The sequence below is a fragment of the Streptomyces sp. NPDC052721 genome, from assembly GCF_040678315.1.
Taxonomy (GTDB): domain Bacteria; phylum Actinomycetota; class Actinomycetes; order Streptomycetales; family Streptomycetaceae; genus Streptomyces.
The window spans coordinates 55,657-81,706 of sequence record NZ_JBFATL010000012.1 but is presented as its reverse complement, the minus strand read 5'-3'; the positions used below and the strand labels follow the sequence as shown (position 1 = coordinate 81,706).

The following is a 26,050-nucleotide window of genomic DNA, read 5'->3' as shown; positions in this document are numbered from 1 at the left end:
GGTTCGAGCGGTGCGCCCCTTGATTTAAGGAGTGAGATAAGGAGCCGTCAATACTCTGGTACAGACCTGCCGCTGACGATCAGCCGGCGGACGGCTCACGCACGCGCCGGTGCACTCCGCGCCCGAGCCGCCGCCCCAGCAGCAGCCAGCCCAGCAGCGCCCCGGCCGTGTTGAGGATGACGTCGTCGATGTCGAAGGCCCGCCCGGTGACCAGCGCCCCCTGGACCAGCTCCACCATCAGCATCACGAGGGCCGTCAGCGCGAGCACCCGGAACGCGCCCCGGGCGCGCGGCGCGAGGACCGGCACCAGTACACCGAACGGCACGCCGAGCAACACGTTGCCGCCGAGCTGCCGGACCGCGTCCCGCAGCGACGCCTGTTCCAGATAGGCCTGGAGCGAGCGGCCCGGGTGGAGGTTGCTGTGGGTCAGCGGCACCGACGCGGGTGACGGCTGGAGCGTGATGCGGGCCAGGACGACGGCGAACGCCACCATGCAGGCGAAGGCGACGAGAATCGCCAGCAGCCGGACGGGCAACGGCCACACGTGCCGGGGGCGAATCTCTTCGGCGGGCCGCCCATTCCCGGTGTCCTCGGCCGGGTGCCGCTTCCGGGCGAAGGCGGAGCGCACCTTCCCGGCCGGCCACCACTTCGGGGTGGGTCGGGGGCGGGCCTCCTCGGCCGGCTGCCGGTTCCGGGCGCCCCGCAGGATCTCCGGCAGGCGCGGGAGGGTACGGGCCATGCGGTCCTCCACTCGTCAACTTCCGCGTTCGGAACGTCGGTTACCCGCACCGCGGCCCAGGATGCCCGCCACCGGCCCCGCACCCGTGGTTTCCGTTCACGCCTGGGGGGCACTCCGCGTGCGGACCCGCGTGCCGCCGCTCCGGCCCGGGTGCGGCGGTGCTTGGATGCCCCCAGCGGCACTCCGGACACATCGCCGCGTATCCGAGCACAGCGGACCGAGGAGGCGCTGTATGACCCGTCGTACCGCACCTCGCGCGGTCCTCCTCGCCGCCGGTGAACTCCTCGCCTGGTGGGCGGTGCTGGCACTGCTGTGGCTGGTGCTGATCAGCACGGTCGACACCCTGGAACGGATCGTCGGCGCCAGCTGTGCCGCCGTGGGCGCGCTTCTCGCCCGGACCGGCCGGCGGGCGGTGACCTGGCGGTGAACGGCTGGATCCTCGCGGCGACCGTCGAGCTGGGCGGGGGAGGCGCCGCCGCCCTGTGGGGCGTGACCACCGGCCCGCCGGCCCGCAGGGTCATCGCCCAGAACCTGACCACCTCCGCCGTCTGCCCGGCCCTGCTGCTCCTCGCCCAGGGCTACGGCCGCCCCTCCTACGTCGACCTCGCCCTGCTGCTCGCCCTGCTCGGCCCGGTCGGCACGCTCGTCTTCGCCCGGCTGCTCTCCGACGACCTGGCCGGGCAGCGCCCGAGCGCGTGGGCGCTGACCTGGACGGCGGCGGGACTGGGCGCGGCCGTCGTACTCGCCCTGTGCGTGGCCGGCGATCCGGGCCGCGCGACGGTGAAGCTCCTGGTGATCGGCGCCCTGCTGATCAGCGGCAACCTGATCGCCTCCCGCGCGCTGGCAGGCGGATTCCGGGGGGTGCGGGGTGGCTGACGGGACGCCGGGGGCGGCCGGTGCCCGGTACGTCCGACGCGGCGGGCGCGCGCCGGCCGGCATGCCGAAGGCAGGTGCCGTGTGTCCGACGCCGTGATCGTCGTCGCCCTGCTGCTCGTGGCCGGTTCCGCCACCGCGGCCGTGGCCCAGCGCGACCCCGCCCGCCAGGCACTGGTGCTGTCCTTCCTCGGCGTGCTGCTGGCCGCGCTGTTCACCGTGCTCCAGGCCCCGGACGTCGGCCTGTCCCAGCTGGCTGTCGGCTCCGCCCTCACCCCCCTGCTGATCATGCTGTCGGTGCGCAAGGTCAGACGCCGGGGCCGCTCCAAGGAGGGGGGCGGGTGAAGCGGCTGCGGCTGTGGCTGGTGGCCGTCGGCGGCGCGGGCCTGGCCGCCCTGCTCGTCGCGGCCTGTCTCGGCCTGCCCGGATTCGGCGGGCCCCGGCACCCGTACGGTGACCGCGCCGTCCACGCCTCTCTCTCCCGGCACACCGCCAACACCATCGCCTCCGTCAACTTCGACCAGCGCGCGTACGACACCCTCGGCGAGATGAGCATCCTGTTCGCCGCCGTTCTCGGCTGCGTGGTGCTGCTGCGCGAGGCCCGCGACGAGCACCGGGCGCGGCCCGAACCCGCCGACGTGGCCCGCCCGGTCCGCCGCTACGCCCTGCTCGTGCTGCCCGTCGCCCTGGTCACCGGCCTGTACGTCATCGCCCACGGCCAGCTCAGCCCCGGCGGCGGCTTCCAGGGAGGGGTCGTCGCCGCGACCGCCCTGCACCTGCTCTACCTCGGCGCCGACCACCACGCGCTGGAACGCGTCCGCCCGCTCGGCGTCTACGAGACCACCGACGCCGTCGCCGTCTCCTCCTACCTCGTGCTCGGCGCCGCCGGAGTCCTGGCCGGCACCGCGTTCCTGGCCAACACCCTGCTGCCGTACGGCACGTTCAACACGCTGTCGTCCGGCGGCACCGTCCCCCTGCTGAACGCGGCCATCGGCATGGAAGTGGCGAGCGCGGTCGTCGTCCTGCTCGCCCACTTCCTCGACCAGGCCGTGGACATCGAGGAGGAGCACGGGAAGGGAACACCATGATGCACGTCCTTCCGTACCTGGTCGCCGCCTACATCTTCCTGACGGGCTGCTACGGGCTCGCCACCAGCCGGAACCTCATCCACGCCGTCGGCTGCCTCGCGGTGTGCCAGTCCGCCACCTACGTCCTGCTGCTGGCGGTCGGCTACCGCGACGGCGCCACCGCGCCCGTGTTCTCCGACATGAAGCCCGGCTCCCGGCCGGTGGTCGACCCGGTGGTGCAGGCCCTTACCCTCACCGACATCGTCGTCGGCGCCACCGTCACCGCGCTGCTGCTCGCCCTTGTCCTGCAGATCGCCAAACGGCACGGCACGGTCGACCCCGACGAACTGCGGGAGCTGCGCGGCTGATGCACCACCTGATCCCGCTGCTCGTCGCGGTCCCGCTGTTCGGCGCCGCCCTGCTCGTGGCCACGGGCCGCCATCTCCCCAGGGTCGCCGCCGAGATCACCGGGTTCGTCGTCTCCGGCGGTACGGCCGCCCTCGCGCTGGTCCTGCTGCTGAACTCGGCGCCGCCGATGGTCGAGTGGGCCGGCGGCTGGCTGCCCGTCGACGGCGAGAGCGTCGGCATCCTCGTGACCGGGGACGGCCCGGCGCTCGGCATGGCCGCGCTGGCCTCACTGCTCACCCTGGCCGCACTCGCCGACTCCTGGCGCTACTTCGACGAGCCCCCGCGCGACCGCACCGGTTCCTTCACCGCGCTGATGCTGGTCTTCCAGGGCGCCATGTGCGGCTTCTCCGTAGCCGGCGACCTGTTCAACGCGTTCGTGTTCTTCGAGCTGATGAGCGTGGTCGCCTACGCCCTGACCGGCTACCGCATCGACGAGGCCAAGGCCGTCCAGGGCGCCCTGACCTTCGGGATCGTCAACTCCCTCGGTGCGTACGCGATGCTGATGGGCATCGCCCTGCTGTACGCCCGTACCGGCGAACTGGCCATGGCGAAGATCGGCCGCGGGCTGGACGCCGCGGCCGGGCAGGGCGGGCCGGACGCGCTGGTCCTCGCCTCCTTCGTGCTGGTGCTGACCGGGCTGCTGGTGAAGGCGGCGGCCGTGCCGTTCCACTTCTGGCTCCCGGACGCGCACGCCGTCGCCCCCACCCCGGTCTGCATGCTCCTGTCCGGCGTCATGGTCGAACTCGGTGCCTACGGCGTGTGGCGGGTGTACGGCACCGTCTTCGCCGGGCCCGGCGGCATCCCCGCCGCCGACCTGACCCGCGCCCTGGTGACGCTCGGCGCCCTCACGGCCGTGACCGGTGCCGTCATGTGCTGGTACCAGCGGCACATCAAACGGCTCCTCGCCTACTCCACCGTCGCCCACACCGGCCTGTTCCTCGTCGGCCTCGGCGTCCTCACCCCCGAGGGCGACGACGGGGTCGCCCTGTACCTCCTCGGCCACGCCGGCGTGAAGGCCGCGCTGTTCGCCTGTGCGGGCGCCCTGCTGGACCGGTTCGGCAGCGTCGACGAGCACGCGCTGCACGGCCGGGCCCGGGGGCGGTTGCGCGCCACCGCCCTGATGTTCACTGCCGGCGCCCTCGGCCTGGCCGGCCTGCCGCCGTTCGGTACGGCGCTGGGCAAGGCGATCACCGAGGAGGCGGTCGGCGGCCCGCTCACCGTGGTGTACGTGGCCGCGTCCGCGATCACCGCCGGCGCGGTCCTGCGCGTCACCGGCCGCGTCTTCCTGGGCCTCGGGCCGCGCCCCGAGGACGCGGAGTACGAGACCGGCGGCTCCGACGAGGAACCCGAGACGTACGGCCTGCTGCGCCGGATCCCGGACACGATGACGACCGTGCCCGCCGTGCTGCTCGCCGCCGCCCTCGCCGTCGGGGTGGCCCCCGGCTTCGGCGCCCTGGTCGCGCGCTCCGTCAACGCGGCCGGCTCGGGCGGTGCCCACGCCTCCGCGCACTGGACCCTGCCCGGGGTCCTGCTGGGCGTGGCCTCCACGGTGCTGGCCGTGGCGCTGGCCGGCCTCGCCGTCAGCCGTCCGAGCTGGGTCGCCGCCCCCGACTGGGCCGCACCCCTCAGGCGGCTGCAGTCCGGGCACGTCGGCGACTACGTGGCCTGGCTGCTGGTGGGCGCCACCGTGCTGGGGGCGCTGGCCCTGCCGGGGATTCTCGGCCCCTGATCAGGTGCCGTACGCGATGTGCACCTCCGTGAAGCCGAGGGAGCGCAGCAGGCCCTGGAGCATGCCGGTGGTGTTGCGCTCGGCCCGGGCGGTCAGCCCGCTGGTGCGCGCCGCGTCCGCGATGTGCCGGACGGCGAGCTGCTGCACGGCCTGCTCGCCGTTGGGGTTGTCGGAGAACAGGTCACCGAGCCGGTCCAGCAGCCCGCGCTCTTTGGACACGGTGTAGGAGTGGTCGGGGTCCAGGGCCGGCCTGCCGAGCCGCGCGTGCGGCAGCCGGATGGTGGCGGACGTACGGTCGTCGTCGACCGTCACGTCCTTCTCGCCGACCCGGCCCAGATCGACGTAGGCGTCCACGGTGCCCGCGCCGACGTACAGCGTGCGGGTGCCGCGGATGGCGTCGGGCAGGAACTTCGCGTCCTTGTCCAGGTCCACGACGACCTGGAAGTTGCCCGACGCGGCGTCGTAACGGCTCATGTCCTGGATGGACTTGAGGAGAGCCGGTCCGGAGCGGTCGTGGGTCTCGGTGCCGAACAGGTCCTTGATACCGGGCAGTACGGCCAGCCGGATACCGGCGAACAGGACGGCGAGCACCAGCACGAGTGCCGCCACCGCCTTGGCCCAGCCCGGCAGGCGCCTCACGGAAGTCGTCATCGCGACGGTCCTCCTTCCTGTTGACCGCATGCCCGTCAACAGACGGAACAGGCCGGTGCGTCGGCGGAATCGCACGCATGACGTAGGCGCGGCGGTCAGCGCCGGGGCGACTCCGCCCGGTGCGCGAAGGCCGGCGGGCGGCGGATACGGCCGCACGACCGGGCTGCGGGCCACCGGGGCGAAGCGGTCCCGGAGTTCGGCGACGAGCCGCCGGCCCGGCGGCATGCGGACAGGCCAAGGCGGTGAACCAGCCGCCCGGCGCCGGCGCCCGCACGACCGCGTCCCGAGTGCGCCGCCGCGCCGTGCACCACGGTCAGCCGGGCGTCGGCTGGCACAGCACGGCGTCAGTGAACACGCCGGTTCCCGGCGGCAGCCGGTGTCACAGTGAGCCGGACGCGGCCCCGGAGGGGGCCAGGGCCGCCTCCAGGCTCGGATGCGGGGGCAGCAGCCGGGACAGACCGGTGGCCCGGAACACACGCAGCGTCAGCGGGTGCGTGCACACGAGGTGCAGCTGTCCGCCGCGCTCCAGCACCCGGACGCGCGCCCGGTACAGCAGCCGCAGCCCCGAGCAGTCGAAGAACTCCACGGGCCGCAGGTCGATGACGACCCGGGCCCCGGGCCGGTCGGTGGCCCGGTCGACGAACGGGCCGATCTCCGTCGCCGAAGCGATGTCGATCTCACCCCGGAACTCCAGCACCGTGTGCCCGCGGTAGGCGTACATGCCCAGTTGCCGGGGGAGAGGTACGGGTTCGTGTCGCACCTCGCCACCACCTCCCACCCGCGCCCGGACGTCGCTTCCCGATCGTCAAGTTACCCTCGATGGAAGGAATTTGAGCATGTTCGATTGACATATGTCTTCGAGTTTGTGGCGTGTCGGCGCGGCGCGCTCAGTCCGCCACCAGCACCAGCTTGCCCGTCGTCCGCCCGGTGTCTCCCAGCTCGTGCGCCTTCGCCACGTCGGCCAGCGGGAACGTCCCGGCGATCGTCGCCTTCAGCCGGCCGGACTCCGCCAGCTCCGCGACCGCCCGCATCCCGGCCCGGTCGGCGTCGACCAGCATCCGCACCGCCCGTACGCCGAGCCGCTCGGCCTCCTCGTAGAACTCCTCCGAGCCCACCGGCAGGATCGACACCACGACACCGCCCGGCCGCAGCACCCGCAGCGAGCGCACGGAGGTGTCACCGCCCAGGGTGTCCAGGACGACGTCGACGTCCCGCACCGCCTCCGTGACATCCGTCGTGCGGTAGTCGACCGGCTCGTCCACACCGATCTCCCGCAGGAAGTCGTGCTTGCCCGCGCTCGCCGTCCCGATCACATACGCCCCGCGCGCCTTGGCGATCTGCACGGCCACATGGCCGACCCCGCCGGCCGCCGCGTGGATCAGCACCCGCTGCCCCGGACCGACGTCCGCGTGCTCGGTCAGCGCCTGCCAGGCGGTCAGGGACACCAGCGGCAGCGCGCCCGCCTGCACGTGGTCCAGGGAGGCCGGCTTGTGCACCAGCGCCCGCGCCGGGACAGTGACGTACTCGGCGTGCGAGCCGTGGCCGAAGGGGTAGGGCAGCATGCCGAACACCTCGTCGCCAGGCCGGAAGGCGGCCACTCCGATCCCGGCCTCCGCGACCTCGCCGGAGACGTCCCAGCCGAGGACGAACGGGGGCCGGCCCAGGAACCCGCCGGTGGCCCGGTGCTTCCAGTCGGTGGGGTTCACCCCGGCGGCCCGCACCCGGACCAGCACCTCGTTCGGGCGCGGCTTCGGCCGCTCGACCCGTACTTCCTTCAGGACCTCGGGACCGCCGAGGACGTCCTGGCTGATGGCTCGCATCGTGTTGTTCACATCGCTCATGGTCACCCAGCCTGCCGAAGTCCGCCCGGCCGGGAAATGGCATGAAGGTCAACCTCCGATAGGATCGTGCCATGCGTGGCACACCTGGTCCCGAACGCGTGGTCGTCCTGGCCCTCGACGGCGTCTACCCCTTCGAGCTGGGCATCCCCAGTCGCATCTTCGGCGCGGCCGACGGTCACTACGAGGTGTTCACCTGCACGGTCGACGGCCGCCCGGTGCGCACCGACGCCGACTTCACCATCGGTGTCGCCCACGGCCCCGAGATCCTGGAGACGGCCGACACGGTGGTCGTCGCCTCCATGGCGACGCCCCACATCCCCACCGAGCTGCCGGCGGAGGTCGCCGCCGCGCTCGGCCGGATCCGCCCGGACGCCCGGATCGTCTCCATCTGCACGGCCGCCTTCGTCCTCGCCGAGGCCGGACTGCTAGACGGCCGCCGGGCGACCACCCACTGGCAGGTGGCCGACCTGTTCCGCCGCCGCTACCCCCAGGTGGACCTCGACCCGGACGTCCTCTTCGTCGACGACGGCCGCATCCTGACCTCCGCCGGCGCGGCGTCCGGCGTCGACATCTGCCTGCACATCGTCCGCAGCGACCACGGCAGCGAGCTGGCGAACGCCGTCGCCCGCCGCTGTGTCGTGCCCCCGTTCCGGGACGGCGGCCAGGCCCAGTACATCGAGCAGCCGGTCCCCGAGAGCGGCGCCGCCAGCACGGCCGCGACCCGTGCCTGGGCGCTGGAGCGGCTGGACGAGCCGCTCACCCTGGCGGACCTCGCCGGGCACGCCCGGATGAGCCTGCGCACCTTCGCCCGCCGCTTCAGCGACGAGGTCGGCCTCAGCCCCGGCCGCTGGCTGATCCAGCAGCGGGTGGCCCGCGCCCGGCAGCTGCTGGAGGCCAGTGACCTGCCGGTGGACCGGATCGCCACCGAGGTCGGCTTCGCCACCGGCGCCTCGCTGCGCCAGCACCTGCACGCGGCGATCGGGGTGTCCCCGCAGGCCTACCGGAGGACCTTCCAGCGGACCCGCTGAACGTTCCGTCCGGCCCCGGCGTCGAAGGACCGCACAGGGCACGGGAGAACAGGGGCGGACATGCGCAGAGGGCTCGTGGCGGTGGCGGTCCTGACGGCGGTGGCGGTCGCGGGGTGCGACGACGGGCCCCGGCCGGACCTGGTGGTGAAGGGCACCCCTCCGGCGGCGCCCTACGGCGGTCCGCTCGACGTACCGACCGAGGAACTCGACGAGAGCACGCCCCGGGCGCTGCGCCTGGCCTCGGGGGCGGCCGGCCGGGCGCTGGAGTGCGACGGGGAGATCTTCGAGGGCTCCGGACCCGACGGCTGGAGCAGGTCCGACGGCGGGGACACCCCGGAGGAGGGGCTGGCCCTCTACTTCGACACGGTGCAGCCGGAGGAGCCCGACCACGGGTACCGCGTGGAACGCGAGGAGGCGGACCGGGTCCTGTACTCCTACGACGTGGACGGCCGCACCAAGGTGGCCGTCGTGGTGGCCAAGGACCAGAAGGACCGGCCCGGCTGGGGTCCGGAGACGAACGCCTCCTGTGACCCGGCCGAACTCCCGGAGAGCTTCACGGCCACCACGGCCTGGCAGATCTGGACCGACCGTGCGGGCCGGCGGGTGCCGGTGACCCGGCTGCACAGCTCGTCGGGGCCGGAGCACTGCGGCTGGCAGTCGGCCGGCTTCCTCGCCCTGGACGACCGGACCTACGCCCGTGACCCCCATGGCGTGCTGGGCCGGGACGGGCTGCTCCGGGCGCCCTACCGCGCGAAGATCCGCATGCCCGCGGACGCCCGGGACACCGGGTACCACTACCGCGGCCGGCGGCTGTGGCTGACGGCGGACAAGGCGACGGCGTACGTCCGCACGGACCACGGGGTGGAGGCGTGGCCGCTGGTGAAGGAGGGCGTCGGTTGCGACTGACCGGCGCGGGGAACTGCGCGACCGGCCACCGCGCACCCGCAGCCGGGGAACGGCCCGCGCCCGTACTCACTGCGCGGCGTACACGCACGCGCCTTCCACGGAGGTCACTGCCACAGTCGTCCCGGCGCGATCGACTCCGGCGGCCCGGTGAACGGGTCGCGGTCCGGGACCACGAGGTCGGCGAGCGCGCCCACGGCCACCCGGCCGGCGTCGTCCAGGTGGTTCACGTACGCCGACCCGGCCGTGTACGCCGTCAGCGCGTCGGTGAGGCGGAGCCGCTCGTCCGGCGGGAACAGCGGCCCGGTGCCGCCCGGCTCGGCCCGGTTGACCGCGACATGGACGCCCTGGAGCGGATCGGGGCTGCTCACCGGCCGGTCGCTGCCCGCGGCGAGCCGTGCCCCGGAGCGCGGCAACGCCCGAACGGGTACTGCCGGGCGGCCCGTTCGGGTCCGAGGAACGGGATCCTCAGCTCGTCCGTCCGCGGCTCGTGCGCGGCCCGGGCGGCAGCAGCCGCCCGGCGAGGTCGACCACCCCCGCACGGGGCCCGGCGAGTTCGCGCACCCCGGCGTGGCCGACGGCGCCGATCCGGTCGCCGGTGACGGCCACGGCGCTCGCCGTGCGGCCCTCGGGGGTGAGGACGGGGCCGCCGGTGAAGAGGGGATGAGCGTGCATGATGCCTTTCCGGATCGGTCGGTGGGAGGTGGCCGGAGAACCGGTGCGCGACAGGCCGACCGTGTGCTCGTGGGGTCCCCCACCCCGTCACCCGGACACGCCTTGAGCGACTCCGTGCGTGGACCGGGGACCCACGGCCACACTGATCGGAACGATGACGCAGAGGAGGCCGTACGCCATGACCCCGCCCCCCGCCCGCACCGCCGAACAGCGCAAGAAGGACACCCTGCACCGATTGGATCACGACGTCGACGCATGGGTCGCCACCGCCGGCCCCGACGGCGGAGCGCGGTATCTCGTGCCCCTGTCGTTCGTGTGGGACGGCAGTTGCCTGCTGATCGCCACCCCGGCGGACAGCCCCACCGGCCGCAATCTCGTGGCCACCGGCCGTGCCCGGCTCGGCATCGGCCCCACCCGGGACGTCGTCCTGGTCGACGGCAGCGTCCGCGCGGTGACGCCCGAGGACCTGCCCGAGGAGGACGCCGAGGTCTTCGCCGGGAAGACCGGCTTCGACCCGCGCCGACTGGCCGCCCGCTACCTGTACTTCAGGGTCTTCCCCGAGCGGATCCAGGCCTGGCGCGAGGAGAACGAGCTGCGCGGCCGGGAGCTGATGCGCGACGGACAGTGGCTGCCCGCCGACTGAATCCGGGGGCCGGGGATATCCGCTGGGGAGAGGACACTTCCCGGGAGGACCGATGACACTGGTGAAAGCGGGCGTGGTCGTGCTGGACTGCGCCGAGCCCGAGAAACTCGCCGAGTTCTACCGGCAGTTACTGGACGGAGAGCGGGCGAGCGCGTCCGCCAACCTGGTGGAGATCAGGGGCGCCGACGGCGTACGGCTGGCCTTCCGGCGGGACGTCAACGCGACCCCGCCCAGCTGGCCGCGCCCGGAGAACTCCCTCCAGGTCCATCTCGACTTCCTCGTCGAGGACTTGGACGAGGCCGAGCGACGCGTGGTGGGACTCGGCGGCCGGCCGATCGAGACCAGGGACGCGGCGGGCCCGTACGAGGAACGAGGCTACGCCGACCCCGCCGGCCACTCCTTCACCTTGCGCCTGCTGCCGCCGACAGCACCGAAGCAGGGGTGACTGAGAGGGTGAAGGCCGGGACGGCGGAGCGAAGGTGGCTGAGGGCGGCGCAGTGGTGTGAGGCGCTGCGCCCGGGGTGACCGACTGGCGCCGAGGGCGGATCGGCCGGCGGTGGGGGATCGGGGCCGGCCTCGGGCCGGGCCGGCGACGTGTGGCGCCCGGCGCGGCTGAGCGACGGGGCCGCGGCGGAGGGGCAGGCGGCGGCCGGCCGAGGGTGCCGGAGCGTGGCCGGCCGGCGGTGCCGGGTGCGGGCCGGGCCGTGGCGCGCAGGGAAGCTGATCGACGGCGGCGGCGCAGCGGTGCTGAGGCGGTGGGGCAGGGCTGAACCCCGGCGCCGCGACGGGGGCTGGCCGGGGCGCCGGAGCACGAAAGTGGTCGGTCCGGTCAGTCCCGGCCGCCCTTGTCGGTCGTCGGCCACACGCCCGTCGACCGGGCGATGGCCTTCGCGCCGGTGCGGTCCACGGCGCTGCGCACCACCGCGAAGATCGCGCCCTGGACCGCGGCGGCCAGCAGGATCTCGCCCCAGCCGCGGTCCGGGTCCAGGGCGTCGGGGGCGTCCTCCTCGTGCCGGATCGCCATCCACGCCTTGCGGAAGGCCATACCGGCCAGCGCGCCGCCCGCCCAGCTGAGCACGAAGCCGACCGGCTGGTAGACGAGAGGGAGCTTCTTCTTCTTGTTCTTGGCCATGTGTGACTACTTCCTCGTCAATCGGCCCTCATGCGGGCCGTCCCTGCTCGGCCACCCGTTCGCCCGGGGGCACCGGCCCCGGGGGCGTGCCGTCACCGAACGGCCGGCCCCCCAGCTCGGCGCGGCCGTGCGGGCTCAGCCAGCCGCCGAGGTCCGGGCCGAGCGGCACGATGCCGGTGGGGTTGATACCGGTGTGCACCTGGTAGTAGTGCCGCTTGATGTGGTCGAAGTCGACCGTGTCACCGAACCCCGGCGTCTGGAACAGATCCCGGGCGTACGCCCACAGCACCGGGTGCTCCGCCAGCTTCCAGCGGTTGCACTTGAAGTGGCCGTGGTAGACCGCGTCGAACCGGACCAGCGTGGTGAACAGCCGGACGTCCGCTTCCGTGAGGGTGTCACCGACCAGATAGCGCTGCCCGGACAACCGCTCGCCGAGGAGTTCCAGCCGCCGGAACACGGCCGTGCACGCCTCCTCGTACTCCTTCTGGTGCGTGGCGAACCCGGCCCGGTACACCCCGTTGTTCACGTCCTCGTAGACCTCGGCCATCACCTGGTCGATCTCGTCGCGCCGGTCGGCCGGGTAGAGGTCCGGCGCGCCGGCGCGGTGCAGGGCCGTCCACTCGGTGGCCAGGTCCAGGGTGATCCGCTGGTAGTCGTTGGTGACCAGCCGTCCGCTGGGGACGTCCACGATCGCGGGCACGCTCACCCCGCCCGGGTAGCCGGTCTCCCGCTTGTCGTAGGCCTCGCTGAGGAACCGGATGCCGAGCACCGGGTCCCGGCCGTCCGGGTCCAGGGTGAACCGCCAGCTGCGGTCGTCCTGGACCGGATCGGCGATGGCCATCGAGAGCGCGTCCTCCAGCCCCAGCAGCCGGCGTGAGATCACCGCGCGGCTCGCCCACGGACAGGCGCGGGAGACCACCAGCCGGTAGCGGCCGGCCTCGACCGGCCAGCCGTCCCGGCCGTCGACGGTGATCCGGTCCGGGAAGTGGCTCCTGGACCGGCGGAAAGTCCGGTGTCCGTAGGCGCGGTTGCCGTCGCCGCTCATGTCTCCTCCTCGCCGCACGGGTGGTCCTGGCCACCGCGTTCCCCGTTTCACACGGCTCGCACGGTGTGAGCGGCCCGGTCGGGGGCAAGCGCCGAGAGATGAGCGGGACATCCTCGGAACGGGAGTCGGCCGCACGGACGGCCGAGGACAACGGAACACGACCGGTACACGCCCCGGACGGCGCACCGGCACCGGCCCACGCCACGGACCGGAAAGCGCCACGCCCCCCTGCGTCGCGCCCGGAAGCGCCGTCGGCACACCACCAGGACGGCGTACCGGAATCCGCACGCACCCACGCCGGCGCCGACCCCGGCGGTCGAGCCGGTGCCGAGGGCGACCGGCACACCAAGGTCACCGTCCTCGTGGCGCTCGCCGCCAATCTGGTGATCGCCGTCGCCAAGGCGGTCGGCGGTGTCCTCGCGGGCTCGCCCGCGCTGCTGTCGGAGGCCGCGCACTCGGTCGCCGACAGCCTCAACGAGGTCTTCCTGCTGGCCGCCCTGCGCCGCAGCCGCCGCCCCGCCGACACCCGGCACCCCTTCGGCTACGGCAAGGAGCGCTTCTTCTGGTCCCTGCTCGCCGCCGTGGGCATCTTCGTCATGGGCGGCTGCTTCTCCTTCTTCCAGGGCGTCCAGGCTCTCGGCAGCGGCGCCGAGGAGAGGTTCAGCGGCTATGTGGCGGGTCTGATCGTGCTGGGTGTGGCCCTGGTCGCCGAGGGTGTCTCGCTGCTGCGGGCCCTGCACCAGGTGCGCCGGCAGGGCGGTGGCCTGAGCGCGCTGCGCGACCCGGCGCTGCGCACGGTGGTCGCCGAGGACGGCACGGCGGTGCTCGGCGTGACCCTCGCCCTGGTCGGGATGGTGCTGCACATGGTGACCGGGCAGGTCGTCTGGGAGGCGTCCGCCTCGCTGGCGATCGGCCTGCTCCTGGTCTACGTCGCCTACCGGCTCGGCCGCGACGCCCGCGCCCAGCTGATCGGGGAGGCCGCCGACCCGGAGCTGAGCGGCAGGATCCGCGCGTTGCTGCGGGCGCAGCCGGAGATCGACAGCGTGGAGGCGCTGTTCACGATGAAGATGGGCCTCGACTCCATGCTGGTCGCCGCCCGGGTCGACCTGGTGCCGGGCCTGGACAGCGAACGCGTCGAGGAGGTCGCCGTACGCATCAAGCGGTCCCTCGCCCAGACGTTCCCCGACGCCGACCAGATCTTCCTCGACGTCACCGACCGGCCGGCGGGCGAGGCACGAGAGAGCCCCGCCGCGACGGGGGAACGCGGCGGGGCCTGACGCACCAGTGCCCGTCCAAAGGACGGTTCACACCTCCCCGAAACAGATTTTTCTGAAATGGAGCGGTCTCCGACCCGAATCAGCGCTCGTCGAGAACGTCCGTCAGCTCTCGTCGAGCGGCTCCAGCACGAAGACCGGGATCTCCCGGGACGTGTTCTTCTGGTAGTCGGCGTACGCCGGGTACGCGGCCACCGCCCGCTCCCACCACTCGGCCTTCTCGGCCCCGGTGACCTCGCGGGCCCGCATGTCCCGCTTCACCGGGCCGTCCTGCAGCTCGACATGCGGGTCGGACTTCACGTTGAAGTACCAGACCGGATGCCGGGGCGCGCCGCCGAGGGAGGCGACCGCCGCGTACCGGCCCCCGTGCTCCACCCGCATCAACGGCGTCTTGCGGATCTTCCCGCTCTTCGCACCCCGGGTGGTCAGCACGATCACGGGCAGCCCGGTGTCGAGCAGCGTCGTCCCCTTCGTCCCGCCCGAGCTCTCGTACAACTCGACCTGCTCGCGCACCCACTGCGTCGGGCTGGGCTCGTACTCGCCCTCAAGAGGCATGGATTCCGTTCCCTTCGTCGGTCCAAACGGCTGCCTGCCACTGCCACAACAGCAGTGACACCCCGAATCATCCGTACCGCGCGCCGATGGAGCCGATGGAGTGATCGCTCTTCGTCCGCGGCGATGACCTCCTAGGTCATCGCGCCGCCTGTGCCGCGCGCGGCACAGTGTTCCGCGTCCCGGTCACCGCCCACCCGGGGAGGGAACCACCCGTGTCCGCCGACCGCACCGCCGCGACCCGCGCCGTCGTCCGGGAACTCCTGCGCAGGATCGGCCAGGGCGGTCCGGAGCGGATCCCCGAGCTGTACGCGGAGGGCTGGGACTGGCCCCTGGACTGGCCCGAGGAGGAGGCCGCGCCGACACGCCGTGGATCCGGCACCGCGCCACCCCCGCCCACTGCCGGCAGCCGGCCGCCCACCACGCCCGCGCTCTCGCGGCCGGCCGGCACCTCGCCATCCGGGACGGCCCGCTCGTACGGCACCACGGGCACGAGGACAACTCGCCGTCGCCCGTGCCTTCACCCCCGGCGAGCACGGCGCCCGGCCGCCGTGACCAGGCCCGACGAGGCGGCACCCGGCCGGCCGCGGCCCGCGAGCCGCACGCGGCCGTGGCCGGTTTCCGTCCGTAGGACCCCGGGTACTTCGGCCAGATGACGAAGGTCACCGAAGTGGCCGAACTTGGCGTCGACCCATAGGTGCCTGGGGCATCTAATGAAGATCGGCACGACGCACTTCTTCGTCTGCGAGGTCTTCCCATGACGGAACTGACGGACATCTCCGGCCCGGCTGCCCCGCCCGACCCCGTCGCCTTCCCCCAGGACCGCACCTGCCCCTACCACCCGCCCACCGGCTACGACCCGCTGCGCGACGGGCGCCCCCTGTCCCGCGTCACCCTCTACGACGGCCGCGAGGTCTGGCTGGTCACCGGGTACTTCGCCGCCCGCGCCCTGCTCGCCGACCCCCGCCTGTCCACCGAGCGCCGCCACCCCGGTTTCCCCGTGCCCACGCCCCGGTTCCAGGCCGGCCGCGACCGCAGGGTCGCCCTGCTCGGGGTGGACGACCCCGAACACCACCGGCAGCGGCGGATGCTGATCCCGTCGTTCACCGTCAAACGCGCGGTGGCGCTGCGCCCCTGGATCCAGCGGATCGTGGACGAACTCCTGGACGCCATGATCGCGCAGGGCCCGCCCGCCGAGCTGGTCTCCGCCTTCGCGCTGCCCGTGCCGTCCATGGTGATCTGCGGCCTGCTCGGCGTGCCGTACGCCGACCACGAGTTCTTCGAGGAGCAGTCCCGCCGGCTGCTGCGCGGCCCGACCGCCGCCGACACGGTGCAGGCCCGCAACCGGCTGGAGGACTACCTCGGCGCACTGATCGACGCCAAGGCCAAGGAGGCCGAGCCCGGCGACGGCATCCTCGACGAGCTGGTCCACGACCGGCTCCGCGCGGGGCAGCTGGACCGGGCCGACGCCGTGTCGCTGGCCGTCATCCTGCTGGTCGCCGGTCATGAGACCACCGCCAACATGATCTCCCTCGGCACCTACACCCTGCTCCGGCACCCCGGCCGGCTGGCCGAGCTGCGCGCCGACCCCGCGCTGCTGCCCGCCGTCGTGGAGGAGCTGATGCGGATGCTGTCCATCGCCGAGGGGCTGCAGCGGGTGGCGCTGGAGGACATCGAGATCGCCGGCACCACGATCCGGGCCGGCGACGGCGTGCTCTTCGGGACGTCGGTGATCAACCGCGACACGTCCGTGTACGACGACCCCGACGCCCTGGACTTCCACCGTCCCGACCGCCACCACGTCGCCTTCGGTTTCGGCATCCACCAGTGCCTGGGCCAGAACCTGGCCCGCGCGGAACTGGAGGTCGCCCTGGGCAGCCTGTTCACCCGGCTGCCGGAGCTGCGGCTGGCCGTGCCGGCAAAGGACATCCCGTTCAAACCCGGCGACACGATCCAAGGGATGCTGGAACTCCCCGTGACCTGGTAAGAGGCTCTGCTCATGCACATCGACATCGACAAGGACGTCTGTATCGGCGCCGGGCAGTGCGCACTGGCCGCGCCGGGCGTCTTCACCCAGGACGACGACGGCTACAGCACGCTCGTGCCCGGACACGAGGACGGCGGGGGCGACCCCATGGTCCGGGCGGCGGCCCGCGCCTGCCCGGTCAGCGCGATCACGGTGAGGGACAGCACCGGCTGACGGCCGTCCGGCGGTACGGCGCCCGGCCCGCCGTACCGCCGGAGGGCAGCCGAGGTCAGTGACCGCCCTGGCGCACCTCGCGGACGTACCCGGCGCTGCCCGGTGTGGACACGTCCCGGTCACGGCGGACGATGCTCAGCCGGTCGCCCCAGCGGGCGCGGGCCGCGCGCAGGCCGGCGTCGGTGTACTCGATGTCCACCACCCGGTCGTCGAACGCCTTCGCGTACACCTCGCACTCGTCGTACTGCCCGCACTCCTCCGTCACCGCGAAGTCCAGCCCGGCCCGCTCGCGCCGCCCGGCCAGCTCCGCGGTGTTCTTCTGCCCGACGGCCAGCCGCCGGGTGTGCGCGTGCCGGGACAGCAGGCGCATGAACGCCGTCGCGTCGGACGCGGTGAGCAGCCGGTGCGAGCGGGTGTAGCTGTCGTAGTTGTCGGGCTCCACGGCGTCGAAGCCCCTGTCCGCGCAGCCGTCGATCCAGTGGTCGACCCGCCGCGCCACCCGCTCCCGCTTGGCGGGGGTGCCGATGTCGAGCAGCGGCTCGTTCCAGTCCTCGTCGATGACGACCCGGCCCCGCGCGTCGCGCAGCAGCAGATCGGCCGGCCAGGAGGAGCGCTCGGCAGGCTGGACCTGGAACGCGTTGACGTAGCAGATGTTGTACAGGCCCGGCGCGGGGGAGTCCGACCGGTCGCGGCTGACGATCCGCACGCCTGCGGGCGGGGGATAGGCGCCGCCGATCTGGTAGTCGAACCCGGCGTGCCGTGGGGGCAGCCGCAGCGTGCCGCGCTGGGCAGAGCCCTCCTTCTCCCGCTCGCCGGACGCGCAGCCGGACAGTGCCGTCACCGCGACGATCAGGGCCGCTGCCAGGGCGCCCAGGGCCGTGCGCGGCCCCCTGGCGCGGTGAACACCCGTCGGGGGCACGTCTTCTCCGTCCTGCCCGCGCCGGGCGGCGCGGGTCCGTGTCAGGATCACATCGCCCGTGCGCTCCGGACGTCAAGCCGGCCCCGCCTCACGTCGTAGGCTCGGCCGTGACCATCGTCCCGAAGGCAGGAGCAGCAACGATGCAGTACGTGAAGCTCGGTTCCACGGGCCTGGACGTCTCGCGGATCTGTCTGGGCTGCATGACCTACGGACTGCCTGACCGTGGCACGCACGAATGGACCCTGGACGAGGAGGCGTCCCGCCCGCTGATCCGGCAGGCGCTGGAGGCGGGCATCAACTTCTTCGACACCGCGAACGTCTACTCGGACGGCACCAGCGAGGAGATCGTCGGCAAGGCCCTGCGGGACTTCGCCCACCGCGACGAGATCGTGCTCGCCACCAAGGTGAACGGCCGGATGCGGCCGGGTCCCAACGGGGCCGGCCTGTCCCGCAAGGCCATCATGAGCGAGATCGACCACAGCCTGCGCCGCCTCGGCACCGACTACGTCGACCTGTACCAGATCCACCGCTACGACCACGCGACCCCCGTCGAGGAGACGATGGAGGCGCTGCACGACCTGGTGAAGGCGGGCAAGGTCCGCTACATCGGGGCGAGTTCGATGTACGCGTGGGAGTTCTCCAAGGCGCAGTACACCGCCGAGCGGCACGGCTGGACGAAGTTCGTGTCCATGCAGAACCACTACAACCTGCTCTACCGCGAGGAGGAGCGGGAGATGCTGCCCCTGTGCGCGGACCAGGGCGTCGGCGTGCTGCCGTGGAGCCCGCTCGCCCGCGGCCGGCTCACCCGTGACTGGGGCGCGGTGACCGGGCGCAGCGCGAACGACGACTTCGGCAGCAGGCTCTATCTGGAGAGCGACCACGCGATCGTCGAGGCCGTCACCCGGATCGCCGGCGAGCGGGGCGTGCCGCGCGCCCAGGTGGCCCTCGCCTGGCTGCTGCACCAGGACACCGTGGCGGCACCGATCGTCGGCGCCGCCAAGCCGCACCACATCGAGGACGCGGTGGCCGCCGTCGAACTGAAGCTCAGCGAGAAGGAGATCGAGGAACTGGAGCAGCCGTACTCGCCCCGCGCGATCAGCGGCCACTGACCGGTCAGTGCGGTCCGTGCGGCGCGAACTCCGTGCCGCACGGACCCCCGCCCTCGCTCTCCGGCAGCGGCAGCCGCGCCCCCGACATCGTCAGCGTCCGGTAGTAGGCGCCGATGCGCTCGGCCGAGCGGCCCACGTAGTGGCCGATGAAGGTGCGCCGGAAGCGGTCGGCGCTGCGGTTGGGCCCCGAGCCGTGCACCAGGCTGCCGTTGAAGAACAGCACGTCACCCGGCGCCAGATCCACCGGCACCGGCGTCAGACCGGGCGGCGGCGGGACGTACTCACGGGCGAACGACAGCCCGGCGTCGGCCACTTCGGGGCAGAACAGGTCCATCCGGTGGGTTCCCGGGACGACGTCGAGACCGCCGTTGTCCCGGTCGACCGGCTCGCACGCCACCCACGCGGCCACACATGTGCCCGGCTCGACCCTGAGATAGAAGTTGTCCTGGTGCAGCGCCTGTCCGCGCGCACCGGGCGGCTTGAAGTAGAACATGCTCTGTGCGGCCAGCACCTCCTCCTCGAACAGCGCCTCCAGCACCGCGCGCAGCCGTGCGTCCAGCAGGAACTGCCGGGCCACCGGGCTGATGTCGTGGGGCTGCATCACCCGTGGGTGGCGGCGCAGGGGGTCGGGGTGGTCCGGTTCCGGCGCGAAGTGGCCCGGCACCGGCCCGGCCGCGTGCAGCGCCGCGAACTCCGCGCACAGCCGTGCGATCTCGTCGCGGCCGAACAGGCCGGGTACGACGACGAATCCGTCCTCCTCGAAAGAGTGCCGCAGCTGCTCGGGCAGGATGGGGGTGCCGGTGGCACCAGGGTCCGCTGCTGTCATGATCCGCTCCTCGCGTCCGCTGGGAACCGGTCCCACGCTAGGCGGGCGCGTCCGACGGGAGGGATGCCTGTGCGTGCTGAGGGTCTGCCCGGGACGGCTGCCGCCGGTGACCCGTCCCCGCCGCCCGGCCTCGTGGTGACCGGCCGCTACGACCAGGGACCGGGCTACGGCGTCAACCGTCCGCGAGGTTCGGCGAGTTGGCTGTTCACCTTCACCACGGGCGGGCGCGGACTGCTGCGGCAGGGCACCGCCCGCGCCCGGGCCGGCGCCGGTGACCTCGTGGTGCTCGCCGCCGGTGTCGGTCACCGCTACACCGTCGCACCCGGCGCCGGGCGGTGGCGGTTCTGGTGGGCGCACTGCCAGGCCCGGCCGGCCTGGACGCACTGGCTCGGTCCGCACGCCGTGGCCGACGGCCTGTACGCCGTACCTTCCGTACCGGACGCCCAACTCGCCCGGATCGAGGCCGCGTTCGACCGGATGCTCACCGACTCCCGGGCGCCGGTCGAGGGTTCACCGCACGGACCGGAACCGGTGGCCGTGGCGCACGGCAGCCTGGCGCGCGAACTGGCGCTGTGCGCGCTGGAGGAGGTCGTCCTGCTCGCCGTCGCCGGTGCCGCCCGCGCTCCGGCGGCCGACGCGGGTGCCGACGCCCGGGTACGCCGTGCCGAGGAGCTGATCGCCGCCGACCCCGGCGCCCCGCACACCGTCCACTCGCTCGCCGCCGGGGTGGCGCTGTCCCCGTCCCGGTTCGCGCACCTGTTCACGCTGCGGACCGGCCGGTCCCCGATGCGGGCCGTGCGCGAGGCCCGGCTGCGGCACGCGGCCCGGCTGCTGGAGGTCACCGACCTGACGGTGGAACGGGTGGCGGCGGCCTCCGGATTTCCGAGCCCCTTTCACTTCAGCCGGGTGTTCCGCGCGCGGTACGGGGTACCGCCCGGCGCCTATCGGGCGGGCGGACGACGGTAAAGGGAGGAAATGACGGCCCTTGACGAAACGTCAATAAAGAAATCCTGGGCGGGAAATCCCGAGAATCGGAAGATCGCTTGTTCCGACGTCACCGACTGTGTAAAAGTGCCGCCTCAGGTGGACGTCGAGCTGCCATGACCTCGCCGTACCGATTGGTATGGACTAATTCCGGTAGTGCGCTCTGGAGGAATTCGGCCGTGACCGAGGCAGGCCTGTCGGACGAGCAGCTGAGCGCCGAACTGAAGAAGTGGACGGGAGCGTCGCCCGCCCTGCATCCCGTCGGCGAACTCCTCGACCGGCACTGGGCGGCGGCCTTCGCCTACGCCCGCCTGTGCACCGACGGACCGCGCGCCGCCGGCATGCTCACCACCGCCGCCTTCACCCGGCTCTTCGGCGCGTCCCTCCGGCAATCCGGCCCGACCGCGGCCTGGCGGCCCCATGTCCTGGTCGCCGTCCGCCGGATCGCGGCCGAGTGGGACACCGACGGCCGCCAGGAACTCCTCCACCCCGCCCTGCGCTCCGGGGACGGCACCGGCGAGCGGGCCTCGGCCCGGCTGCTGCCACCGCCCGGCCGGCGGCTGCTGTCCCGTGCGTTCCAGCGGGTCCCCGAGACCTCCCGCGCCCTGCTGTGGCACACCGAGGTCGAGGCCGAACCCCTGGCCGTGCCCGCCGCGCTGCTCGGCCTGGACGAGGAGGACGCCCGCGTCGAACTGCGCCGGGCCCGTGAGCGGCTGCGCGAGGAATGCCTCCAGGCGCACCGCGAACTCGCCCCCGAGGACGACTGCCAGCGGTATCTGCGCATGCTCGACGTGACCTTCCGGCGCGGCGCCACCGACATCGACCCCGACCTGCGGCAGCACCTGACCGGTTGCTCCCACTGCGCCCGCACCGCCGACCAACTCGCCTGCTTCAACGGCGGCCTGTCCCTCGCACTCGCCGAGGCGGTCCTCGGCTGGGGCGCCTCCGGCTACCTGGAGTCCCGGGCGGCGGACACGGACAAGCCCACCGCGCCCGCGCCGGCCGCCGCCACCGTCGCTCCCGTGGGCCGGGATGCTGTCATCCCCCGGGCCGGGGAGGCTTTCGCCCCCGCTGAATCCGCAGTGCAGGACGACGGGTCCGCCCCCGGTCGATCGCCCCGCCACGGCACGTCGTCCACCCGCCGCCGGAGAACACAGTCCACCGTCGCCGAGGGTACGGATGACGTCGGCTCCGGGGTGTCGGGCGTGGGGAGCGCGCGCTGGTCGGGTGGGCGTGGTGTGTGGCGTGTCCGGGGCCGGGGGGAAGCCTCCTCCGGTGTGGCCGAGGGCACCGAGGGCGCTGCGCGCGTCGGTTCGGGCGCGGGGGGCGCGCGCCGCACCGTCGGCCGGCGCCGAGGTGGAGTCTCTTCCGCCGTTGCCGAGGGCACCGAGCGGGCCGGATCCGCCGTGCCGGGTGCGCGGAGCGCCCGGCGCCGCACGCGTGCGAACCCCGTCATCGCCTCGGGCGCGGAAGGCGCCGGACCCGGACCCGCCTCCCGCCGTTCCGCCCAACGCGCCGCCCGGCGGGCCCGGCGCCGGAACCTCGCGCTGGCCGTCGTCACCGTCAGCGGTCTGGTCGTCCTGCCGCTGGCGCTGTGGTCGGCTCTCGGCTCAGACGACGGCCCGGCGTCCGGCGCCGCCGGCGCACCCTCCCGTACTCCGGGCGGGGACGCGGCCTCCCCGCGCCCTTCCTGGGCCGGACGGAACGCCCCGGGCCAGGGCGGCGCCCTGCACGGCCGGCTGCGCAACCTCGCCTCCGGCCTGTGCGTCGGTGTCGTCGGCGACAAGGCCGCCCAGGGCGCCGAGACGGAACTCGACGACTGCTCCGCCGCCCCGACCCAGCAGTGGACGTACGAGACCGACGGTCTGCTGCGCAGCGCCGCCGCCCCCGATCTGTGCCTGGACTCCCACCTCGGCTACTCCGTGCGCCTCGCCCCCTGCACGGCCACCGGCAAGGCCGCCCGCGACCTCCACTACGACTTCACCCTCCAGGGCACCCTGGTACCGCGCTCCGACCAGGAGCTGGCCCTCACCCCGGCCGCCACCGACGGCTCCGGCGCCCTCGTGCTCAAGACCCGCGCCGCGGGCACCGCCCAGCGCTGGTCCCTCGACACCGCCCACCCTGACCTGCGGATGGAGAACGTCGACTGGGACGGCGACAGCACCCCCGCGCCGGCCCCACGACCGTGACGAAGGGCGGCCCCGCACCCTCGCCGACCGTCACCCTCGCCCCGTGCCCGGCGTAGCCCGAGCAGTCAGGGGTGGTGATGCGGCGGAGGCGGCGGGATCGTGTCCAGACGCGGGGCCGGTTCCGGCCACACCAGCAGGACCGGGCAGGGTGCGTGGTCGACGGCGAAGCGGACGGCCGGGCCGAGGCTCTTCGGTCCGAGCCGGGACCGGTCCCCGTCCCGCGCCAGCACCAGCAGCCCGGCATCCTCGGCGGCGGCCACGACCTCCCGCTCGACCCGGCCCGACCGCTCCTCGCGCAGGCAGGGCCGGCCCAGCCGTTCGGCCGCCGCGTCGAGCAGAGCGGTCGCCGACGTGCCGCCGAGCGCTTCGAGGCGGTCACCCGGGTCCTGGCCCCGCCGCCCGAGCAGCCCGGCGAAGGCCCCGTGCGCCACCGCCGGCACGTCCGGTCCGCTCACGTGGAGCAGCACCACCTCGGCGTCGTCCGGTGCGTGGACGCGCACCGCGTCCACGCAGGCGGGCCAGGTCCCTTCCACCAGCCAGGCGATCACGCGCATTCCTCGGCCTCCTCCGCTCACTACCGGTCACATGATGCGCAGCGATCCCCACAGTGCCACCACCGCGACGGCGAGGGAGGAGGGCACGGCGAGCAGTCCGAGCCGGGTGAACTCCCGGAGGTCCACGTCGTGCTCGTGCTGGTGGACGATCCGCCGCCACAGCAGCGTGGCCAGCGACCCCGCATAGGTGAGGTTCGGGCCGATGTTCACGCCGAGCAGCACGGCCAGGACGGCCCCCGGACCGGTGGGTGCCGCCAGCGGCAGCAGCACCAGGACCGCGGGCAGGTTGTTGATCAGGTTGGCGAGCACGGCGGCCAGCGCGGCGATCCCGAGCAGCGCGGGCAGCCCGGTGCCGCCCGGCATCACCCGCCCGAGCACGTCCGCGAGCCCGTTGTCGACCACCGCCCGCACCACGACACCCAGCGCCAGCACGAACGCGAGGAAGGCCGGGGCCGCCGCCCGTACGACGGTCAGCGGGCCCGCCTTGCGGCGGACCAGGGCACGCCCGGCCAGCACCAGCGCGCCCGCCGCGGCCACCCACGCGGGCTCCACGCCGAACGCCGACGCCACCACGAAGCCGGCCAGCGTGCAGCCCACGGTCACCAGCGCGAACAGCGGCAGCTCGGGAGCCTCACCGGTGTCCCGGCCCGCCGGGGCCGCCGCCGCCAGGTCCCGGGCGAAGAACCGCCGGAACACCAGGTACTCGACGCCGATCGCGGCCAGCCACGGCAGCGCCATCAGCGCCGCGAACCGGGTGAAGCTCAGCCCGCTCGCCGCGAACGCCAGCAGATTCGTCAGGTTGGACACGGGCAGCAGCAGCGACGCCGTGTTCGACAGGTGTGTACAGGCGTAGACGTGCGGTTTGGGCCGTACGCCCGTCCGCGCGGCCGTGGCGAAGACCACCGGGGTGAGCAGCACGATCGTCGCGTCCAGGCTGAGGACGGCGGTGATGACCGACGCCAGCGCGAACACCGCCGTCAGCAGCCGTACCGGACGGCCCGCCGCCCACCGCGCCGTCCACGCCCCGCACGCCTGGAACAGCCCCTCCACGTCACAGAAGTGGGCGAGCACCAGCACCGCCGCCAGGAATCCGACCACCGGGCCGAGCCGCTCCGCCTCCGCCCGCGCGTGGTCGAGCGAGATAGCGCCGGTCGCGACGGCGATCCCGGCGGCGGGTACGGCCATGACCGCCTCCGGCCATCCGAAGGGCCGTACGACGGCCCAGGCCAGCACGGCGACCAGCAGAACGGCGGACAGCGCCTCGGCGAGCGGGGTGTTCAGGGCGGGTCCTTCCAGGGGCGGTCATTCGGGTGCCCGCCCATGAAAACAGACGATCCTGAACGGGTTACGACGACCCGGCGCCCGCCGCGCCCAGGAACTCCGCCCAGCCGCCCGCCGGGGACTGTCCGGGCACGAGCGTGCGCAGCTTGCGCAGCACCGCCGGGTCCTGCGCCTCCAGCCAGGCCACCAGCTGCTTGAAGGACACGAAACGCACGTCGTCGTAGGAGGCCATCTCCCCGATGGCCTCCTCGACGGCGTCCATGTAGATGCCGCCGTTCCAGCGTTCGAAGTGGTTGCCGATGAAGAGGGGCGCGCGGTTGGTCTCGTAGGCCCGCCGGAAACCGGCCAGGTAGGTGTCGCGGGCCTGGACGCGCCAGGTGCCGTACTGCGCGCGGTCGCCGAGCGGGTTGCCCCCGGACTGGTTGAACATCATGTTGTAGTCCATCGAGAGGACCTGGAAGGAGTGCCCGGCGAACGGTATGGACTGCAGCGGGAAGTCCCAGAGTCTGCCGCCCCGCACCTTGCCCGGCCACACCTGCAGGCCGCCGGGGGAGCTGGCGTCGTACTTCCAGCCGAGCGCGGCGGCGGTGGGCAGCAGATTGGCCTGGCCCTCCAGACAGGGGGTACGGCCGCCGATCAGCTCCTTGCGGTAGTCGAAGGGGAGCGGGTCGAGGTCGGTGAAGCCGGTGTTGGTCTTCCACCGCGTCACGAAGTCCATCGCCTGCTCGATCTCGCTGCGCCACTCGGCCGGGGACCAGTTGCGCACGCCGGTCGCGCCGCAGAAGTGCCCGTTGAAGTGGGTGCCGATCTCATGGCCCTCCAGCCAGGCCGCGCGCACCTGCTGGAGCGTGGCGTGGATGTGCCGGTCGGCGAGGTAGCCGATCGCGGAGGCGCCGACCGGGTGCTGCGGCGGCCGGTACAGGTGCTTCTTGGACTCGGGCAGGGTGTAGATGCCGCTGAGGAAGAACGTCATCTTGGCGCCGTGGTCGGCGGCCACCTTGCGGAACCGGGAGAACAGCTTGTTGCTCAGCTCCCCCGCGCCGTCCCACGAGAACACCACGAACTGCGGGGGCCGCCGGCCCGGTCGCAGCCGGTCCGGCTTCGGCTGGTGCGGCTGGGCGCCGGTGTCGGCGGTGGAGCCGTCGCCGATCGGCTTCACCGGCCGGGCCTGCGCGGTGCCGTTCCCGTCCGCCGGGTTCGGCCCGCCGGTCCTGAGGCCGGTGCCGGAGGAGCAGGCGGCCACTGTCCCGAGAGCGCCCGCCGCCGCCCCGGCCGTCAGCACCCGCCTGCGTGAGATCCCGCTCATCTTCTCCCCGATTCCCTGGTCACGGCCCCTGGAGGGCCACTTCGCCGTACGGTCGACCGGGTTCGATGACCGGAGGCCGGGAAAAGATCGCGGCCCGCGGCGGCTGTTGCCGTCCTGTGACA

At 73.5% G+C, this 26,050-nt stretch carries 29 protein-coding genes and 1 pseudogene; 16 read left to right on the top strand and 14 right to left on the bottom strand.

Going from position 1 to position 26,050, the window contains the following annotated elements; genetic code table 11:
• Positions 1-79 precede the first annotated feature (79 nt).
• Entirely contained in the window at positions 80-751 is a 672-nt protein-coding gene (locus AB0L21_RS14520; RefSeq protein ID WP_365708429.1) for a VanZ family protein, read from the bottom strand.
• 220 nt (positions 752-971) lie between these two features.
• Here AB0L21_RS14520 and AB0L21_RS14515 point away from each other — a divergent pair, with 220 nt between their 5' ends.
• The 6 genes from AB0L21_RS14515 (at position 972) to AB0L21_RS14490 (ending at position 4,816) form a co-directional block, all read left to right on the top strand.
• A complete protein-coding gene (locus tag AB0L21_RS14515; RefSeq protein ID WP_365708431.1) occupies positions 972-1,166 on the top strand; it encodes a hypothetical protein in 195 nt (64 codons plus the stop codon).
• Complete coding sequence (locus AB0L21_RS14510) at positions 1,163-1,615, top strand: MrpF/PhaF family protein (RefSeq protein ID WP_365708433.1); 453 nt, start codon at positions 1,163-1,165, stop codon at positions 1,613-1,615. The genes AB0L21_RS14515 and AB0L21_RS14510 overlap by 4 nt, the downstream gene beginning before the upstream one ends.
• An 81-nt stretch (positions 1,616-1,696) precedes the next feature.
• Positions 1,697-1,957 carry a hydrogenase subunit MbhD domain-containing protein gene (locus AB0L21_RS14505; RefSeq protein ID WP_365784222.1) on the top strand — a complete coding sequence of 87 codons (261 nt, stop codon included), beginning with the start codon at positions 1,697-1,699 and terminating at the stop codon, positions 1,955-1,957.
• A complete protein-coding gene (locus AB0L21_RS14500; RefSeq protein ID WP_365708437.1) occupies positions 1,954-2,700 on the top strand; it encodes an MnhB domain-containing protein in 747 nt (248 codons plus the stop codon). The genes AB0L21_RS14505 and AB0L21_RS14500 overlap by 4 nt, the downstream gene beginning before the upstream one ends.
• The gene (locus AB0L21_RS14495) at positions 2,697-3,047 is read left to right on the top strand and encodes a sodium:proton antiporter (RefSeq protein ID WP_365784220.1); all 351 of its coding nucleotides are present in this window, start codon (positions 2,697-2,699) and stop codon (positions 3,045-3,047) included. Before AB0L21_RS14500 ends, AB0L21_RS14495 begins: the two co-directional genes overlap by 4 nt.
• On the top strand, positions 3,047-4,816 hold the full coding sequence (locus tag AB0L21_RS14490) for a complex I subunit 5 family protein (RefSeq protein ID WP_365784218.1): 1,770 nt from the start codon (positions 3,047-3,049) through the stop codon (positions 4,814-4,816). Before AB0L21_RS14495 ends, AB0L21_RS14490 begins: the two co-directional genes overlap by 1 nt.
• Here AB0L21_RS14490 and AB0L21_RS14485 read toward each other — a convergent pair whose 3' ends face one another.
• The 3 genes from AB0L21_RS14485 to AB0L21_RS14475 form a co-directional block, all read right to left on the bottom strand.
• Positions 4,817-5,467, bottom strand: coding sequence for a DUF4230 domain-containing protein (locus tag AB0L21_RS14485; RefSeq protein WP_365784216.1), 651 nt, complete (start codon positions 5,465-5,467; stop codon positions 4,817-4,819).
• Positions 5,468-5,846: 379 nt separating this feature from the next.
• The gene (locus tag AB0L21_RS14480; RefSeq protein WP_365784214.1) at positions 5,847-6,227 is read right to left on the bottom strand and encodes an anti-sigma factor antagonist; all 381 of its coding nucleotides are present in this window, start codon (positions 6,225-6,227) and stop codon (positions 5,847-5,849) included.
• 127 nt (positions 6,228-6,354) lie between these two features.
• On the bottom strand, positions 6,355-7,308 hold the full coding sequence (locus AB0L21_RS14475) for an NADP-dependent oxidoreductase (protein ID WP_365784212.1): 954 nt from the start codon (positions 7,306-7,308) through the stop codon (positions 6,355-6,357).
• Between the two features lie 71 nt (positions 7,309-7,379).
• Here AB0L21_RS14475 and AB0L21_RS14470 point away from each other — a divergent pair, with 71 nt between their 5' ends.
• Both AB0L21_RS14470 and AB0L21_RS14465 read left to right on the top strand, forming a co-directional pair.
• Positions 7,380-8,336: a helix-turn-helix domain-containing protein gene (locus AB0L21_RS14470; protein WP_365708451.1), complete on the top strand. Its 957-nt coding sequence runs from the start codon at positions 7,380-7,382 to the stop codon at positions 8,334-8,336.
• A 60-nt stretch (positions 8,337-8,396) separates the two neighbouring features.
• Positions 8,397-9,242, top strand: coding sequence for a hypothetical protein (locus AB0L21_RS14465; RefSeq protein ID WP_365708453.1), 846 nt, complete (start codon positions 8,397-8,399; stop codon positions 9,240-9,242).
• 66 nt (positions 9,243-9,308) lie between these two features.
• Here AB0L21_RS14465 and AB0L21_RS14460 read toward each other — a convergent pair.
• Both AB0L21_RS14460 and AB0L21_RS14455 read right to left on the bottom strand, forming a co-directional pair.
• Positions 9,309-9,738: pseudogene (locus AB0L21_RS14460) on the bottom strand (amidohydrolase family protein); the annotation flags it as partial.
• Positions 9,708-9,914 carry a hypothetical protein gene (locus AB0L21_RS14455; protein WP_365784350.1) on the bottom strand — a complete coding sequence of 69 codons (207 nt, stop codon included), beginning with the start codon at positions 9,912-9,914 and terminating at the stop codon, positions 9,708-9,710. The gene AB0L21_RS14455 and the pseudogene AB0L21_RS14460, both read right to left, overlap by 31 nt.
• A 178-nt stretch (positions 9,915-10,092) precedes the next feature.
• On the opposite strand from AB0L21_RS14455, the gene AB0L21_RS14450 reads away from it, so the two are divergent.
• Together AB0L21_RS14450 and AB0L21_RS14445 are read left to right on the top strand one after the other, a co-directional pair.
• Positions 10,093-10,557, top strand: coding sequence for a pyridoxamine 5'-phosphate oxidase family protein (locus AB0L21_RS14450; protein WP_365784210.1), 465 nt, complete (start codon positions 10,093-10,095; stop codon positions 10,555-10,557).
• A 52-nt stretch (positions 10,558-10,609) separates the two neighbouring features.
• Complete coding sequence (locus tag AB0L21_RS14445) at positions 10,610-11,002, top strand: VOC family protein (protein ID WP_365708456.1); 393 nt, start codon at positions 10,610-10,612, stop codon at positions 11,000-11,002.
• A gap of 384 nt (positions 11,003-11,386) precedes the next feature.
• On the opposite strand, the gene AB0L21_RS14440 is transcribed toward AB0L21_RS14445, so the two are convergent.
• Positions 11,387-11,689, bottom strand: coding sequence for a DUF4235 domain-containing protein (locus AB0L21_RS14440; protein ID WP_365708458.1), 303 nt, complete (start codon positions 11,687-11,689; stop codon positions 11,387-11,389).
• Positions 11,690-11,717: 28 nt separating this feature from the next.
• Positions 11,718-12,734 carry a glutathione S-transferase C-terminal domain-containing protein gene (locus tag AB0L21_RS14435; RefSeq protein ID WP_365708460.1) on the bottom strand — a complete coding sequence of 339 codons (1,017 nt, stop codon included), beginning with the start codon at positions 12,732-12,734 and terminating at the stop codon, positions 11,718-11,720.
• A 98-nt stretch (positions 12,735-12,832) separates the two neighbouring features.
• Here AB0L21_RS14435 and AB0L21_RS14430 point away from each other — a divergent pair, with 98 nt between their 5' ends.
• On the top strand, positions 12,833-14,011 hold the full coding sequence (locus AB0L21_RS14430; protein ID WP_365784208.1) for a cation diffusion facilitator family transporter: 1,179 nt from the start codon (positions 12,833-12,835) through the stop codon (positions 14,009-14,011).
• 102 nt (positions 14,012-14,113) lie between these two features.
• Here AB0L21_RS14430 and AB0L21_RS14425 read toward each other — a convergent pair whose 3' ends face one another.
• Entirely contained in the window at positions 14,114-14,563 is a 450-nt protein-coding gene (locus AB0L21_RS14425) for a nitroreductase family deazaflavin-dependent oxidoreductase (protein ID WP_365784206.1), read from the bottom strand.
• 754 nt (positions 14,564-15,317) lie between these two features.
• Here AB0L21_RS14425 and AB0L21_RS14420 point away from each other — a divergent pair.
• Together AB0L21_RS14420 and AB0L21_RS14415 are read left to right on the top strand one after the other, a co-directional pair.
• Complete coding sequence (locus tag AB0L21_RS14420) at positions 15,318-16,547, top strand: cytochrome P450 (RefSeq protein ID WP_365784204.1); 1,230 nt, start codon at positions 15,318-15,320, stop codon at positions 16,545-16,547.
• 12 nt (positions 16,548-16,559) lie between these two features.
• The gene (locus AB0L21_RS14415; RefSeq protein ID WP_014676634.1) at positions 16,560-16,760 is read left to right on the top strand and encodes a ferredoxin; all 201 of its coding nucleotides are present in this window, start codon (positions 16,560-16,562) and stop codon (positions 16,758-16,760) included.
• 55 nt (positions 16,761-16,815) lie between these two features.
• Here the strand turns inward: AB0L21_RS14415 and AB0L21_RS14410 are convergent, their stop codons facing one another.
• On the bottom strand, positions 16,816-17,679 hold the full coding sequence (locus tag AB0L21_RS14410; RefSeq protein WP_365708469.1) for an endo alpha-1,4 polygalactosaminidase: 864 nt from the start codon (positions 17,677-17,679) through the stop codon (positions 16,816-16,818).
• Between the two features lie 140 nt (positions 17,680-17,819).
• Between AB0L21_RS14410 and AB0L21_RS14405 the strand changes: the two genes are divergently transcribed.
• The gene (locus AB0L21_RS14405) at positions 17,820-18,788 is read left to right on the top strand and encodes an aldo/keto reductase (RefSeq protein ID WP_365708471.1); all 969 of its coding nucleotides are present in this window, start codon (positions 17,820-17,822) and stop codon (positions 18,786-18,788) included.
• Positions 18,789-18,792: 4 nt separating this feature from the next.
• Here AB0L21_RS14405 and AB0L21_RS14400 read toward each other — a convergent pair whose 3' ends face one another.
• Complete coding sequence (locus tag AB0L21_RS14400) at positions 18,793-19,614, bottom strand: phytanoyl-CoA dioxygenase family protein (protein WP_365784202.1); 822 nt, start codon at positions 19,612-19,614, stop codon at positions 18,793-18,795.
• A 63-nt stretch (positions 19,615-19,677) separates the two neighbouring features.
• Between AB0L21_RS14400 and AB0L21_RS14395 the strand changes: the two genes are divergently transcribed.
• Positions 19,678-20,580, top strand: a complete 903-nt coding sequence (locus AB0L21_RS14395) for an AraC family transcriptional regulator (protein ID WP_365784200.1) — start codon at positions 19,678-19,680, stop codon at positions 20,578-20,580.
• A 197-nt stretch (positions 20,581-20,777) separates the two neighbouring features.
• Positions 20,778-22,787: an RICIN domain-containing protein gene (locus AB0L21_RS14390; RefSeq protein WP_365784198.1), complete on the top strand. Its 2,010-nt coding sequence runs from the start codon at positions 20,778-20,780 to the stop codon at positions 22,785-22,787.
• A gap of 65 nt (positions 22,788-22,852) precedes the next feature.
• On the opposite strand, the gene AB0L21_RS14385 is transcribed toward AB0L21_RS14390, so the two are convergent.
• From AB0L21_RS14385 to AB0L21_RS14375, 3 genes are all read right to left on the bottom strand, one after another.
• Positions 22,853-23,341 carry a universal stress protein gene (locus AB0L21_RS14385; RefSeq protein ID WP_365708479.1) on the bottom strand — a complete coding sequence of 163 codons (489 nt, stop codon included), beginning with the start codon at positions 23,339-23,341 and terminating at the stop codon, positions 22,853-22,855.
• Positions 23,342-23,368: 27 nt separating this feature from the next.
• Entirely contained in the window at positions 23,369-24,622 is a 1,254-nt protein-coding gene (locus AB0L21_RS14380) for an arsenic transporter (RefSeq protein WP_365784341.1), read from the bottom strand.
• Between the two features lie 64 nt (positions 24,623-24,686).
• Positions 24,687-25,928 (bottom strand): hypothetical protein, encoded by a 1,242-nt coding sequence (locus AB0L21_RS14375; protein ID WP_365784196.1) that lies wholly within the window; start codon positions 25,926-25,928, stop codon positions 24,687-24,689.
• Positions 25,929-26,050: the final 122 nt, after the last annotated feature.

Coding starts and splice junctions, on each gene's coding strand:
- AB0L21_RS14515 (WP_365708431.1), top strand. CDS start 972: ATGACCCGTCGTACCGCACCTCGCGCGGTCCTCCTCGCCGCCGGTGAA.
- AB0L21_RS14495 (WP_365784220.1), top strand. CDS start 2,697: ATGATGCACGTCCTTCCGTACCTGGTCGCCGCCTACATCTTCCTGACG.
- AB0L21_RS14490 (WP_365784218.1), top strand. CDS start 3,047: ATGCACCACCTGATCCCGCTGCTCGTCGCGGTCCCGCTGTTCGGCGCC.
- AB0L21_RS14485 (WP_365784216.1), bottom strand. CDS start 5,467: ATGACGACTTCCGTGAGGCGCCTGCCGGGCTGGGCCAAGGCGGTGGCG.
- AB0L21_RS14475 (WP_365784212.1), bottom strand. CDS start 7,308: ATGAGCGATGTGAACAACACGATGCGAGCCATCAGCCAGGACGTCCTC.
- AB0L21_RS14470 (WP_365708451.1), top strand. CDS start 7,380: ATGCGTGGCACACCTGGTCCCGAACGCGTGGTCGTCCTGGCCCTCGAC.
- AB0L21_RS14465 (WP_365708453.1), top strand. CDS start 8,397: ATGCGCAGAGGGCTCGTGGCGGTGGCGGTCCTGACGGCGGTGGCGGTC.
- AB0L21_RS14455 (WP_365784350.1), bottom strand. CDS start 9,914: ATGCACGCTCATCCCCTCTTCACCGGCGGCCCCGTCCTCACCCCCGAG.
- AB0L21_RS14450 (WP_365784210.1), top strand. CDS start 10,093: ATGACCCCGCCCCCCGCCCGCACCGCCGAACAGCGCAAGAAGGACACC.
- AB0L21_RS14445 (WP_365708456.1), top strand. CDS start 10,610: ATGACACTGGTGAAAGCGGGCGTGGTCGTGCTGGACTGCGCCGAGCCC.
- AB0L21_RS14440 (WP_365708458.1), bottom strand. CDS start 11,689: ATGGCCAAGAACAAGAAGAAGAAGCTCCCTCTCGTCTACCAGCCGGTC.
- AB0L21_RS14435 (WP_365708460.1), bottom strand. CDS start 12,734: ATGAGCGGCGACGGCAACCGCGCCTACGGACACCGGACTTTCCGCCGG.
- AB0L21_RS14430 (WP_365784208.1), top strand. CDS start 12,833: ATGAGCGGGACATCCTCGGAACGGGAGTCGGCCGCACGGACGGCCGAG.
- AB0L21_RS14425 (WP_365784206.1), bottom strand. CDS start 14,563: ATGCCTCTTGAGGGCGAGTACGAGCCCAGCCCGACGCAGTGGGTGCGC.
- AB0L21_RS14420 (WP_365784204.1), top strand. CDS start 15,318: ATGACGGAACTGACGGACATCTCCGGCCCGGCTGCCCCGCCCGACCCC.
- AB0L21_RS14415 (WP_014676634.1), top strand. CDS start 16,560: ATGCACATCGACATCGACAAGGACGTCTGTATCGGCGCCGGGCAGTGC.
- AB0L21_RS14405 (WP_365708471.1), top strand. CDS start 17,820: ATGCAGTACGTGAAGCTCGGTTCCACGGGCCTGGACGTCTCGCGGATC.
- AB0L21_RS14400 (WP_365784202.1), bottom strand. CDS start 19,614: ATGACAGCAGCGGACCCTGGTGCCACCGGCACCCCCATCCTGCCCGAG.
- AB0L21_RS14395 (WP_365784200.1), top strand. CDS start 19,678: ATGCCTGTGCGTGCTGAGGGTCTGCCCGGGACGGCTGCCGCCGGTGAC.
- AB0L21_RS14385 (WP_365708479.1), bottom strand. CDS start 23,341: ATGCGCGTGATCGCCTGGCTGGTGGAAGGGACCTGGCCCGCCTGCGTG.
- AB0L21_RS14375 (WP_365784196.1), bottom strand. CDS start 25,928: ATGAGCGGGATCTCACGCAGGCGGGTGCTGACGGCCGGGGCGGCGGCG.